We start from the raw sequence: 13181 nt of genomic DNA, 5'->3' as shown, positions 1-13181 counted from the left end.
GATTTCATGCGAGTCAAATTAACAGCCAAGCACCCGCGGCCGGCTTCGTCCGAACGCGCCCCTGTCCGTACCGGTAGCACGTCGGCGCGTAAGCCGACGCGCCCGGCGGGACCGAAGCCGTCGACGGCGGCTTTCAGCGGGGCGCGGGGTGAAGGCGCTGGCGCAGCGGGCAGCGGTGGCAAGCGACCGGCGGGTGGTAAACCGGCGGGCAGCGGTGCGCGTGCGCCGCGTGCCGAGGGGTCGTTTTCGCGCGAGCGGGCGGCGGGTGCTGCAGGTGCGCCGCGTCGTGCCCCGTCGGATCGGCCGCCGCGCCGGGAAGGGGCTGCCGGGGAGCGGGGGCCGCGTCGTGAGGACGGCGAACGTGCGCCGCGTCGGTTTGAAGGTGGTGGCGAGCGTGCTCCGCGCAAATTCGAAGGTGCGGGTGATCGTGGCGAACGCGCGCCGCGCCGGTTTGAAGGTGCAGGTGATCGTGGCGAACGCGCGCCGCGCCGGTCTGAAGGTGCTGGCGATCGCGGTGAACGCGCGCCACGCCGGTTTGAAGGCGCAGGTGATCGCGGCGAGCGCGCGCCGCGCCGGTTCGAAGGTGCTGGCGATCGCGCTGAACGCGCGCCGCGCAAATTCGAAGCTGCTGGCGATCGCAGCGAACGCGCGCCACGCCGTTTTGAAGGCGCTAGTGATCGCGGTGAACGCGCGCCACGTCGGTTTGAAAGCGCAGGAGATCGCAGCGAACGCGCTCCGCGCAAATTCGAAGGCGCGGGAGATCGCAGCGAACGCGCCCCGCGCCGTTTTGAAGGCACCGCTGACCGCGCCGAACGCGCCCCGCGCCGATTCGAAAACGCAGGCGATCGCAACGAACGCGCCCCCCGCCGCGACGACGGCGAACGTCGCCCGTTCAGCGGACCGCGCACAGGCGCAGGCCGTCCGTCGGAAGATGCACCGCGTGGCGAACGCCCGATGCGCCGCGAACGCGACGCATCCGATCGTCCCCGTTTCGGCAGCGACCGTGGTGCGCCCCAGGACCGCCGCGGCAGCGACCGTGGACCGCGCAGCGACAGCGCGCCGCGCCGTTCCGAAGGCGAACGCGGCTCGTCCGAACGTGGCGAGCGCAGCTTCGCGAAACCCGTGAAAAGCGGCTACAGCGACCGCTCCGACCGGCCGGCACGCGCTCCGCGCGACGGCTACGGTGAGCGCGGCGACCGCGCCCCGGCCAAACGCGAATTCAGCGATCGCCCCGCGCGCAGTGGTGAACGCGGCGAGCGCCCGCCCCGCAGCTTCGACAAGGCACAGCCGTCCGCGCCGCGCCGCTTCGGCGACGACCGCCCGGCCCACGCCGACAAGCCACGCAAGCCCGCGTCCGCAACGCGCGCCGAGCGCCGCGATGCGAGCGGCGACGCCGACGCCAATCCCGCCCCGCGCACTCCGCGTCGCGATTACGAAGACGCGCCGGGCACCTTGCGCCTGTCGAAGCTGATGTCCGAACTCGGTCTGTGCTCGCGCCGCGAAGCCGACGAGTGGATCGAAAAGGGCTGGGTGCTGGTAGACGGCGAGCGCATCGACACGCTCGGCACCAAGGTTCGTCCGGACCAACGCATCGAGATCGACCCCGCCGCCGAAGCCGCGCAAGCGAGCCAGGTGACGGTGCTGGTCCACAAGCCGGTCGGCCTCGTGTCGGGCCAGGCGGAAGATGGCTATCAACCGGCGATCACATTGGTCACGCCGGAGAATCGCTGGGAAGGCGACCACTCGGAAATCCGCTTCTCGGTCGCGCATCTGCGCCAGCTCGCGCCGGCCGGCCGTCTCGACATCGATTCGACGGGCCTGCTGGTGTTGACGCAGGACGGCCGCGTCGCCAAGCAGTTGATCGGCGGCCATTCAGAGATCGACAAGGAATACCTGGTGCGCGTGGCCTATGGCGAACACACGACGGACGTCGAAAGCCACTTCCCGCCCGAAAGCCTCGAACTGTTGCGCCACGGGCTGTCGCTCGACGACGTGCCGCTCAAGCCCGCGCAGGTTAGCTGGCAGAACGGCGAACAGTTGCGTTTCGTGCTGCGCGAAGGCAAGAAACGCCAGATCCGCCGGATGTGCGAACTGGTCGGCCTCGAAGTGATCGGCCTGAAGCGTGTGCGGATGGGTCGCGTGATGCTGGGTGCGCTGCCGCCGGGCCAATGGCGCTATCTGGCGGCGGACGAATCGTTCTGATGACGCTGCCGCGAGCGCCTGTTCGCCATCGGACAGGCGCTCGCGCCAACAAAAAAACCACGCCGATGCGTGGGTTTTTTGTTGGCATCACAGCCGGCGCTACCCGTGCAAACTGCCGCAAGCAGCAAACCCCGCAGCAGCATCAATCGTCGCTATTCGGCTCCATGTCCGGAAACAGCACTTCCGTGTAGCCGAACTTCGCGAAATCGTTGATCCGCATCGGATACAGCTTGCCGATCAGGTGGTCGCACTCGTGCTGCACGACGCGTGCGTGAAAGCCTTCGGCGACGCGGTCGATCGGTTTGCCGTACTGGTCGAAGCCGTGATACTTGATCATCGAAAAGCGGCTTACCGCGCCGCGCAGACCCGGCACCGACAGACAACCTTCCCAGCCCTCTTCCATATCGAGCGAGACCGGCGTGATGGTCGGATTGATCAGCACCGTCTCCGGCACCGGCGGCGCGTCCGGATAGCGCTCGTTCGAGCCGAAGCCGAAGATCACCACCTGCAGATTGACGCCGATCTGCGGCGCGGCGAGACCCGCGCCGTTCGCGTCGTGCATGGTCTCGAACATGTCTTTGACGAGTTCATGCAGTTCAGGCGTGTCGAAGTGATCGACCGGATCGGCAATACGCAACAGGCGCGGATCGCCCATCTTGAGAATTTCGCGGATCATGACTGCCCCTCCAGGAGCTTACGCATACCATCTTCGTCGAGTACGGGAATGCCGAGTTCCTCGGCCTTCGCCAACTTGCTGCCGGCTTCCGCCCCTGCGACCACATAGTCCGTTTTTTTCGACACGGACCCCGCTACTTTCGCGCCGGCTGTTTCGAGCATTTCCTTTGCTTCCTCGCGGGCGAGGTTCGGCAAGGTGCCGGTCAACACCACCGTCTTGCCGGCCAGCACGCCTTGCGGCGCCTTCGGCGCGGGCGGCCCTTCCGGCCAGGTGACCTTGCCCGGCGCGCGCAGCTGCTCGATCACCGTGCGGTTGTGCTCTTCGGCGAAGAACTGATGGATCGACTCGGCGACCACCGGCCCCACGTCGTTGACTTCCAGCAAGGCTTCGACCGTTGCGTCCATGATCGGGTCGAGCGAGCCGAAGTGCTTCGCCAGATCTTTCGCCGTGGATTCGCCCACGTGGCGGATGCCGAGCGCGTAGATGAAGCGCGCCAGCGTGGTGTGCTTGGCCTTTTCCAGCGAGTCGAGCAGGTTCTGCGCGGACTTTTCGGCGAAGCGGTCGAGTTCGGCGAGCGTCGCGAAGCCGAGGTTGAACAGATCGGCCGGCGTGCGCACCAGATTCTGCTCGACCAGCTGATCGATGATCTTTTCGCCGAGCCCGTCGATATCGAGCGCGCGCCGCTGCGCGAAGTGCCACAGCGCCTGCTTGCGCTGCGCCGGACAAAACAGCCCGCCGGTACAACGCGCGATCGCCTCGTCGGGCAGCCGCTCGATGCTCGAGCCGCACACCGGACACTGCGTCGGCATCACGAACTCGCGGGCGTCGGCCGGACGACGCTCGAGCAGCGCGCTCACCACTTCGGGAATCACGTCGCCAGCGCGCCGCACGATCACCGTGTCGCCGATGCGGATGTCTTTGCGGCGCACTTCGTCTTCGTTGTGCAGCGTGGCATTCGTGACCGTCGCGCCGCCGACGAACACCGGCTCGAGCCGCGCCACCGGCGTGATCGCGCCGGTGCGGCCGACCTGCACATCGATCGCGACGAGTCGGGTCAGCGCTTCCTGCGCGGGAAATTTGTGCGCCAGCGCAAAACGCGGCGCGCGCGACACGAAGCCGAGCGCGTCCTGCTCGTCGCGCTGGTTGACCTTGTAGACCACGCCGTCGATGTCGTACGGCAGCGAGTCGCGCTTCTCGCCGACCGCGTGGAAGAAGCCCAGCAAGCCCTCGGCGCCCTGCACCACTGCGCGTTCGCCGTTCACAGGCAAGCCGAGTTCCTTGTACCAGTCGAGCAGTTCACCATGCGTGGCCGGCATCTCGATCCCTTCGAGCACACCGATGCCATAGGCGAAAAACGACAGCGGCCGTTGCGCGGTGATCTTCGAATCGAGCTGCCGCAAGCTGCCCGCCGCCGCATTGCGCGGATTGGCGAATTCCTTTTGCCCGGCGGCGCGCTGGCGTTCGTTCAGACGTTCGAAGTCGCGCTTGAACATCAGCACTTCGCCGCGCACGTCGAGCACCCGCGGCACGCGCTTGCCTTTGAGCTTGAGCGGAATCGAGCGGATCGTGCGGACGTTTTCGGTGACGTTCTCGCCGGTGGTACCGTCGCCGCGCGTGGACGCCTGGACGAACGCGCCGTCGACGTAGCGCAGCGAGATCGCAAGGCCGTCGAATTTCAGCTCGGCCGCGTAATCGACCGGCACCGGCGGCTCGCTCGCGTTCTTGCCGAGCGCGTCGCCGACGCGCTTGTCGAATGCGACGATGTCTTCGTCGGCGAAACCGTTGTTCAGGGACAGCATGGGCTGGTCGTGCACGACCGGCTCGAAACCGCTCGCCGCCTCGCCGCCCACGCGCTGGGTCGGCGAGTCAGGCACGATCAGATCGGGATGCTCCGACTCGATGTGTTCCAGTTCCTTGAACAGCGTGTCGTATTCCGCGTCCGGCAGGTCGGGCTGGTCGAGCACGTAGTACGCGTAGTTCGCGCGTTCGAGTTCCGCGCGCAGCCACGCGGCCCGTTCGGCCGGAGCGTGGGTTGCTGGGGAAGAGGCGGGGGTTCGGGACATGCTGTCGGACGGCTCGTCAGGGAAATTCAGACATTGGATTATCGCAGGAAGCGTGCCCCTTTACATCGTCCGAATGGCCAGCTTTCAGGTTGGCCGCTGTGCGTTCGCCAGCGGTTCCAAGCGGCGCGCGCATACGCCGCCGCAAACGACAACGGCCGCACATCGTGCGGCCGTCGGGCGCCTCGAACGAGTCGTGCGGCTTACTGGCTGAACAGGCGCCGCGTGGCCGGCGAACCCGCCGGAATACCCGCCTGTTCGAGCTTCGCGTAGAGCGTCATCAGCTGTTTCTCGATGGCGAGCAACGCGGTTTCCGGCAACGGACGGCGGCCATCGTCAACCACTCGGCCGCCGATGCGCTCGGCCAACGATTTCGCGTAGTCGCACATCAGCCGGAACGGCAGGATGTCTTCGTCGGCGACCGGCACGTCGAGCACCAGCGTGATCATCTGGCCGCCCTTGTACGTGAGGTCGTCGCGCAGGAAGTTGGTGTCGCCGAATTGCAGCATGAACACCGGGCTCTGACGCGAGTCGAGCTTGACGAAACGCGTGCCGTCGCGCGACAGCAGCAGGCCGTCCTGCGACGCCACCGCCTGCACATAGTTGGCCGACCACGGCGCGCCGTCCGACAGCACGTTGATCGACAGTTGCGCGTCGCATTGCGCGGCGAAACCGTCGAGCTCGCGCGCCATCGCGACCGTTTCGAGCATGTCGGGAAATTCCGGCGCCGCGTCGAGCGCGTCGGCGAACTGCTGCACGCCGGTGACGAACTCCGAGAACTCCAGTTCGTTCAGCGCACCGCCGCGATTGGCCAGTTGCGCGGCAGCGCGCAGCTCTTCATAGCGCGCGCCGTTTTGCAGCAGCTCCCATGCGCCGCCTTCAGGCTTGCCTTCGATATGCACCGGCTTGCTGCCGGCGCGGCGTAGGCGCTGCGCGAGCGGCAGCACCTTGTCGCCGGCCACCGGGCCGTTCAGACGAATCGGCACGATGCAGTCGATCCGCCGATCGACGATAGCCGGCGGCGCCGACGAGATCGTCGTAGCAGCGGGCAGAATCGGCTCGGCCGGTTCCGCTGATTCTTTGGTGTCGCGAGCGGCTTGCGCGGGCCGCGCGGCCTCGCCGGCCTCAGCGGGATGAACGCCCTCGCCTTCAGCCTCGGCCACACCCTCGGCTTCCGGCAAACCGTTCGGCGTGATCGTCTCGGCCTGAATGTCGGCCGGTGTGTCGAGCGGCGCGACGGGTACGGCCGGGCTCCCGCCAAAAGTCGGCTCGACGCGCGCCGCCGTCGTTTCCGCCGACGCGTCGGTACCCACCACCGGTTCGCGGCGCGTGGTCGGCCGGGCCGGTTCGATGAACGGGCTCTGCTCCTCCTGATCGTCCCGCGCGAAGCTTTCGGCGGTATCGGCCGGCATCGGCCGCGGCATCTTGCGACGCACTTTCGCGCCCTGCCACGCGTTGTACACGACCACGCCCCCGACCACCACGGCACCCGCGCCGATCAAACCGAGTGTCAACTCGTCCATGCATGCTCCATCAGCAATTCTTCTATCCGCGCGGCTTGTGCGCCCGCTCCACGTGTCGCGCGGCCTTCCATTCAAGCCGCTGCGCTGGACGCGGACGCCCGCGAAGGCTTGAGTTAAACGATATTCTGGGCGAAACCGGCCGCCGTTTCCATGTCGACCGCCACGATGCGCGACACGCCCTGCTCCTGCATGGTCACGCCGATCAGCTGCTGCGCCATTTCCATCGCGATCTTGTTGTGCGAAATGAACAGGAACTGGGTTTTGTCCGACATCGCCCGCACCAGGTTCGCGAAACGTTCGGTGTTGGCGTCGTCGAGCGGCGCGTCCACTTCGTCGAGCAGACAGAACGGCGCCGGATTCAGCTGGAACATCGCGAACACCAGCGCGGTCGCGGTCAGCGCTTTCTCGCCGCCCGACAGCAGATGGATCGTCGAATTCTTCTTGCCCGGCGGCTGCGCCATCACCTGCACGCCGGCGTCGAGAATCTCGTCGCCGGTCATGATCAGCTTCGCCTGGCCGCCGCCGAACAGGCGCGGGAACAGCTCGCCGAAATGACGGTTCACTTCGTCGAAGGTGCCTTGCAGCAGCGTGCGCGTTTCGCCGTCGATCTTGCGGATTGCGTCTTCGAGCGTTTCGATCGCGCTGCTCAGGTCGGCCGATTGCGCGTCGAGGAACGACTTGCGCTCGGTCGCGGCCTTCAGCTCATCGAGCGCGGCCATGTTGACCGGGCCGAGCGCGGTGATCGCGTTGTTGATGCGCGTGACTTCGCCTTGCAGGTACGACGGCTTCATGTCCGGCGTGAGCTTGGCTTGCAGCTCGGCCTCGTCGACGCCCGCCGCCGCGAGTTGCTCGATGAACTGCTCGCCGTTCAGGCGCGCGGCCTGCTCCTTCAGCTGCAATTCGTTGATGCGGTCGCGCAGCGGTTGCAGCGCGCGCTCGGCGGTGAGGCGGGTTTCGTCGGCGGAGCGCAGCTTGGCGGTCAGATCGTCGAGTTCGAGGCGCGCGGCGTGCAGCGCCTCTTCCTTGACCGAACGGATGTCGAGCGCGTCCTGCAAGCCGGTGTGCGCGGTCTGCTGGTTGATCGTTTCCAGCTCGGCGCGCGCGTCTTCCAGCGACACCGCGACGCGCTCGCTCTGCTCGTGCGCGACCTGGATGCTGCGCTTCAATTCGTCGATGCGGTTCGCCATGTTGCGCGCGGCGAAGCGCGCGTCGGTGGCGGCGCGGTCGAGGTCGCGCGCCTGGCCGCGGGCGGTGGTCAGTTCTTCGTCGAGCGCCTCGAAGGCCATCTGGTGATCTTCGAAACGCGCCTGCAATTCCGCGAGTTCGGCGTCGTGCCGCTCGAAGTTCGCTTCCGACTCCGTACGCATCGCGCGCTGCTCTTCGATCTGCGCGGTGATCTCTTCGAGTTCCTCGCGAATCTGCGTGCTGCGCTGGGTGTAACGCTCGTGCGCTTGCGTGAGCTTGAGCACATCCATCTGCAGCGCGTGCACGCGCTGGGTGGCGCGCTCGGCCTGCTGACGCACGTCGGTCAGCGCTTGCGCGGCTTGCGTGTGGGCGGCTTCGGCGCGGATCGCGGCGGCTTTCGCCTCGTCGGCGAGCAAGGCCTGCGCGCGCACCTGGCGCGCGAGATTTTCGATTTCCTGCTGACGGGCCAGCATGCCGGCCTGCTCGGAATCGGCGGCGTACAGCTGCACGCCGACGCGCGTCACCACGTGACCCGCCTTGACGACGAACGAACCGCCTTCCGGCAATTGCGAGCGCATGCCGAGCGCCTGCTGCAGGTCGTCGGCGACGAACGCGAGGCCGAGCCAGTCGTTCAGCACCGCGCGAATGCCCGCGTCGTCGATGCGCACCAGCGACAGCAAAGGCCGCAACCCGGGCGGCATGGCGGCCGGCTGACCGGCCACGGGCGGCGCGTAGAACGCGAGCTTGGCAGGCGGCGCGTCGGTGGCGAATGCCTTGACCCAGTCGAGGTTCGACACTTCCAACGCGGCGAGGCGCTCACGCAGCACCGCTTCGAGCGCGGTTTCCCAGCCGGCTTCGACGTGCAGCTTCTTCCACAGACGCGGCAGGCCGCCCAGTTCGTGCTTTTCGAGCCACGGCTGGATCTTGCCTTCGGTCTGTACGTTTTCCTGCAACTGCTTGAGCGCGGCGAGACGCGCGTCGAGCTGATGGATCTGCGCGCCTTCGGCCTGTACGCGCTCCTGCGCGGCACGGCGTTCGCCGTCGAGGCGCGGCAGCGTTTCCTGCGCATCCGCGAGACGCGCTTGCGCGTCGTGCAGAATCTCTTCGTGCTCGGCGAGTTGCATGCGCAGGTCTTCGAGCTGCGCTTCGTCGGGGGCGTCGAGACCGCCCTTTTCCGACTTCAGCCGCTCGTGACGCTGCTGCAACTGCTGCAATTGCTGATCCGCATTGCGCTGATGCGCGGCTTCGAGCTTGAGCGCCTGTTCGGTCTGCGCGATGCCGCCGCGCTCCGCGTTCAGCTCCGTCTGCGCATCGCGCCAGCGCGCTTCGAGCGCGGGCATCGCGTCGTGCTTCGCGGCGGCTTCGTCTTCGGCGAGCGCGGCTTTTTCTTCGGCGACGGCCAGTTGTTCTTCAGCGTCCTCGATATCGCCCTGTGCCTTTTCGGCTTGTGACTGCCACTGCTCGCGCTGCGCGGTCAGCGCGGCGATCTGCGCCTGCACACGGTTGCGCGATTCGACGATGAACTTGATCTCGGCTTCGAGCCGGCTGACTTCCGAGTTCGCTTCGTACAGCGCGCCTTGCGCGCCCTGCATCGCATCGCTCGCGGAGTAGTGCGCGACTCGCAGCGTTTCGAGTTGCGCTTCGACTTCTCGCAGCTTCGCGGTTTGCGCTTCGAGGTCGATCTGCGCCTGTTCGATCGCGCGCTGCTGGCGCTCCCGCTCGCTGCCGGCTTCGTTCTTGCGCAACAGCCACAACAGACGCTGCTTCTCTTCGCCGTCGCTCTGCAGTTCCTTGTAGCGCGTGGCCACTACGGCCTGCCCTTCGAGCTTCTCGAGGTTGGCCCCCAGTTCGCGGACGATGTCCTCGACCCGCGTCAGATTCTCGCGCGTGTCGTGCAGACGGTTCTCAGTTTCGCGGCGGCGTTCCTTGTATTTCGACACGCCGGCGGCTTCTTCGAGGAACACCCGCAGTTCTTCGGGCTTCGCCTCGATCAGCCGCGCGATCATGCCCTGGCCGATGATCGCGTACGCGCGCGGCCCGAGGCCGGTGCCGAGGAAGATGTCCTGGATGTCGCGGCGGCGCGCCGGCAGATTGTTGATGTAGTAGCTCGAGGTGCCGTCGCGCGTGAGCACGCGCTTCACGGCGATTTCGGCATACTGGCCCCACTGGCCGGCGGCGCGGCCGTCGGCATTGTCGAACACCAGTTCGACGCTGGCGCGGCTACCCGGCTTGCGCGCGGTCGAGCCATTGAAGATCACGTCCTGCATCGACTCGCCGCGCAGCTCGGAGGCGCGCGATTCGCCGAGCACCCAGCGCACGGCGTCGATGATGTTGGACTTGCCGCACCCGTTCGGTCCGACCACGCCGACTAGCTGGCCCGGGACCTGGAAATGCGTGGGATCGACGAATGACTTGAAGCCAGCGAGTTTGATCGAGGTCAGACGCACGGCGATTTCGCTGTTTGGAAAGGGAAAATAATAGGTGGCTCGTGAAGGCCGCGCGAGCCGTTCGCCGATGCAGCGAAACGGCCCGCGAACCCCGCAAACCCTCGGAACACGGGTGCCGGCTGCACACGCTCACGCATGCGCCGGCTAATGAGGGGCAATCATACCATCGCACGTGGACGATTCTTACCGCCCTTACGGTCGCTTCGGCCGGTGCCGCCGGTGCCGCCAGGGCCACCATTGTCACCGATGCTGCCGGGCGCGATGCTCACGTCCTCCGTGGATGGGTCGGGCGGCAAGACTTTAGTCCGGTGCACCCAGCTGGATAACGCAGAGGCGAGCACGATGCATAGGCCGCCGGCCCATTCGCGCGGGCCCGGGGTCTCGCCGGCGAACAGCCATGCGGATAGCGCGGTGACCACGATCTCGAACAGCATGATGATCGACGCGCGGTTGGCCGGCACGCGCGCGAGGCCGTACTGCACCAGCATATTGTTCGACGCCAGCAGCAGACCGAGGCCGAGCACGAGCAACGCGGCGGTGCCGAGATGCGCGCCGGAGGGCGGCGCGGGCATCGCTTCGAACAGCGACGCGCACGCGCTGAAGATCGCCGCACCGCCGAAGATCACCGCGGTGCGCATTTCCGGCTTCATGTCCGGCAGCACGCGGCTCGTCTTGAGGATCAGCACGTTGCTCATCGCGAAGCCCATGCCGCCCGCGAGGCCCGCCCATTCGGCGAGATTGCCGGGCACGGGAATGCCGAGCTGGGGCGACCAGAGCATGGTCATCGCGCCGGCCAGCGACAATCCCGCGAGCGCCGCGCCCGACCAGGTCAGCCGTTCATGCAGAATGAAGTGCGCAAACAGCGCGGTCCATGCGGGGGTGAGATAGAACAGCAGCAGCACGCGCATCACCTGCCCGTGGATCGAGCCCCACACGAAGCCGAGGTTGGTGATGCCCGCTGCCAGCGCGAGCGCCGGCAGCAGCCAGTGCCAGCTCACGGTCTTGAGCGCGCGGCGGCGCACCAGCAGCACGAACAGACAGCCGGCGCCGCTCGTCAGCGCGCTGGCCGCAGTGCCGGTGACGCCGAGGGCCGCCAGCATGCGCAGCGGATACCAGATCATTCCCCATACCGAGGCACCCAGCATGATCGCGAGCGTCGGCCAGCCATTGCGAAGCCAGTTGTTCATCGCGCGGCGCTCCTCTCGCAGTGGCGTGCGCGATGGCTGGCGATGTTTTTCGCGGAGTGGCTTGCGATGCTATTTGTGATGTTGTCGGCGTCGCGGGCCGAGGCGGGCTCGCGCCCGCTTTGTCCGACTGTCTCCGGGACTGCTGCGTACATTGCTGCTCCTGCCTGTTTTTTTCGCGAACCGTCCGCGGTTCGCGTCGTTCCCGCTGCAACGCCTTCCATGCGCCGCCTGGCGGGTTGCGCCGTTGCCTGACGGCGCGCTATGTCTTTCCAGTGGGTCCCTCAATTGCGGCGTGGCGCGGTCCTCGATTGTCTGGTCCCGCCTGCCTGCCGCTGCCTGGCGCTATCTGCCAAGGCTTGCCAGGTCCCGCTGCCGCGCCCTGCGCGCCACCTCGCTCGCCATGCCCCGCGCGCCACGCAATGCGGGCCGCGCAATGCGGGCCACCCTGACGCGGGCCACGCTAGTGCGGGCCACGCTATAATCATCCGCTTGCCGTCGCCGGCCGGTCTGTCCAGCGCATTCCACGCGCTTTGCCGCCGGCGCGCGTGCTCTGCTTCTTCCAGCATCCGTCTGCGCCCATCTTCGATCAGGCTCGATCCGCCCCGTGAACCCGCTACTCGATTCCCTTCAGCCCTATCCGTTCGAAAAGCTGCGCGTGCTTTTCGAAGACGTCACGCCGCCGGCCGGCCTCGCGCATATCAGCTTCGGCATCGGCGAGCCGAAACATCCGACGCCGGCACTCATCCGCGACGCCGTGATCGCGTCGCTCGGCGGCCTCGCCACGTATCCGGCCACGCTCGGCACACCGGCGCTGCGCGAATCGATCGCGCAGTGGATCAGGCAGCGCTACGGCCTGCCGTCCATCGATCCGGCCACCGAGGTGCTGCCGGTCGCGGGCTCGCGCGAGGCGCTGTTCGCGCTCGCACAGACGGTGCTGGACCCGCAGCGTAAAGCGGGCAGCGAGCCTGCGATCGTACTCTGTCCGAACCCGTTCTACCAAATCTACGAAGGCGCGGCGCTTCTCGGCGGCGCGCAGCCGTACTTCGTCAATAGCGACCCGGCGCGCAACTTCGCGTGCGACTACGCGGCGGTGCCGGCCGACATCTGGGCCCGCACGCAACTGCTGTACGTCTGCTCGCCGGGCAACCCGACCGGCGCGGTGCTCACGCTCGACGACTGGCGCGAGCTGTTCGCGCTGTCGGACCGCTACGGCTTCGTGATCGCATCGGACGAGTGCTACTCCGAGATCTATTTCGACGAAGCGAATCCCCCGCTCGGCGGCCTCGAAGCCGCGCACATGCTCGGCCGCGGCTTCGAGCGGCTGGTCATGCTGTCGAGCCTGTCCAAGCGCTCGAACGTGCCGGGCATGCGCTCGGGCTTCGTCGCCGGCGACCCGGCCATCCTCAAGGCCTTCCTGCTCTACCGCACCTACCACGGCGCGGCGTTGTCGACGGTGTTCCAGAGCGCCAGCATCGCGGCCTGGAACGACGAGACGCACGTGCGCGAGAACCGCGCGAAGTACCTGCAGAAGTTCTCGACCGTCACGCCGATGCTCGCCGACGTGCTCGACGTGCGCCTGCCCGACGCCGCGTTCTACCTGTGGGCGAACGTCTCGTGTACCGGCCTCACGGACACCGAGTTCGCCCAGCGCCTGCGCGCCGACTATAATGTGACGGTTCTGCCGGGCTCGTTCCTCGCGCGTACTGCGCACGGCGTGAACCCCGGCCGCAATTTCGTGCGCCTCGCGCTGGTCGCCGACGTCGACGAATGCACCGAGGGCGCGCAGCGGATCGTCGATTTTTGCCGCGCGCTCGCTGGCTGAGATCGGCGAGGTCGTTTCGCGAGTTTCAGGCGAACGCCCCGCGCGCAGCATCCCCTTCTTCAGACTTCTACTCTTCAGA

General features: G+C 67.2%; 7 protein-coding genes. 2 read left to right on the top strand and 5 right to left on the bottom strand.

Going from position 1 to position 13181, the window contains the following annotated elements:
* Positions 1-6 precede the first annotated feature (6 nt).
* Complete coding sequence (locus tag FVF58_RS02095) at positions 7-2202, top strand: pseudouridine synthase (RefSeq protein ID WP_149668275.1); 2196 nt, start codon at positions 7-9, stop codon at positions 2200-2202.
* 142 nt (positions 2203-2344) lie between these two features.
* On the opposite strand, the gene def is transcribed toward FVF58_RS02095, so the two are convergent.
* The 5 genes from def to FVF58_RS02070 form a co-directional block, all read right to left on the bottom strand.
* Positions 2345-2878: a peptide deformylase gene (gene def, locus FVF58_RS02090; RefSeq protein WP_149668274.1), complete on the bottom strand. Its 534-nt coding sequence runs from the start codon at positions 2876-2878 to the stop codon at positions 2345-2347.
* On the bottom strand, positions 2875-4941 hold the full coding sequence (gene ligA, locus FVF58_RS02085; protein ID WP_149668273.1) for an NAD-dependent DNA ligase LigA: 2067 nt from the start codon (positions 4939-4941) through the stop codon (positions 2875-2877). Before ligA ends, def begins: the two co-directional genes overlap by 4 nt.
* Positions 4942-5141: 200 nt before the next feature.
* Entirely contained in the window at positions 5142-6461 is a 1320-nt protein-coding gene (locus FVF58_RS02080) for a cell division protein ZipA C-terminal FtsZ-binding domain-containing protein (protein WP_149668272.1), read from the bottom strand.
* Between the two features lie 113 nt (positions 6462-6574).
* The gene (smc, locus tag FVF58_RS02075; RefSeq protein ID WP_149668271.1) at positions 6575-10093 is read right to left on the bottom strand and encodes a chromosome segregation protein SMC; all 3519 of its coding nucleotides are present in this window, start codon (positions 10091-10093) and stop codon (positions 6575-6577) included.
* 158 nt (positions 10094-10251) lie between these two features.
* Positions 10252-11280: a DMT family transporter gene (locus FVF58_RS02070; protein WP_149668270.1), complete on the bottom strand. Its 1029-nt coding sequence runs from the start codon at positions 11278-11280 to the stop codon at positions 10252-10254.
* A gap of 604 nt (positions 11281-11884) precedes the next feature.
* Here FVF58_RS02070 and dapC point away from each other — a divergent pair.
* Positions 11885-13102, top strand: a complete 1218-nt coding sequence (dapC, locus tag FVF58_RS02065) for a succinyldiaminopimelate transaminase (RefSeq protein WP_149668269.1) — start codon at positions 11885-11887, stop codon at positions 13100-13102.
* Positions 13103-13181 lie beyond the last annotated feature (79 nt).

Source organism: Paraburkholderia panacisoli (assembly GCF_008369935.1).
Lineage (GTDB): Bacteria > Pseudomonadota > Gammaproteobacteria > Burkholderiales > Burkholderiaceae > Paraburkholderia > Paraburkholderia panacisoli.
The sequence above is the reverse complement of the archived record's forward strand: the minus strand, read 5'-3'. Positions and strand labels throughout refer to the sequence as shown.

Excerpts from the sequence above, each read along its gene's own strand:
- FVF58_RS02095 (WP_149668275.1), top strand. The coding sequence starts at position 7 with ATGCGAGTCAAATTAACAGCCAAGCACCCGCGGCCGGCTTCGTCCGAA.
- def (WP_149668274.1), bottom strand. The coding sequence starts at position 2,878 with ATGATCCGCGAAATTCTCAAGATGGGCGATCCGCGCCTGTTGCGTATT.
- ligA (WP_149668273.1), bottom strand. The coding sequence starts at position 4,941 with ATGTCCCGAACCCCCGCCTCTTCCCCAGCAACCCACGCTCCGGCCGAA.
- FVF58_RS02080 (WP_149668272.1), bottom strand. The coding sequence starts at position 6,461 with ATGGACGAGTTGACACTCGGTTTGATCGGCGCGGGTGCCGTGGTGGTC.
- FVF58_RS02070 (WP_149668270.1), bottom strand. The coding sequence starts at position 11,280 with ATGAACAACTGGCTTCGCAATGGCTGGCCGACGCTCGCGATCATGCTG.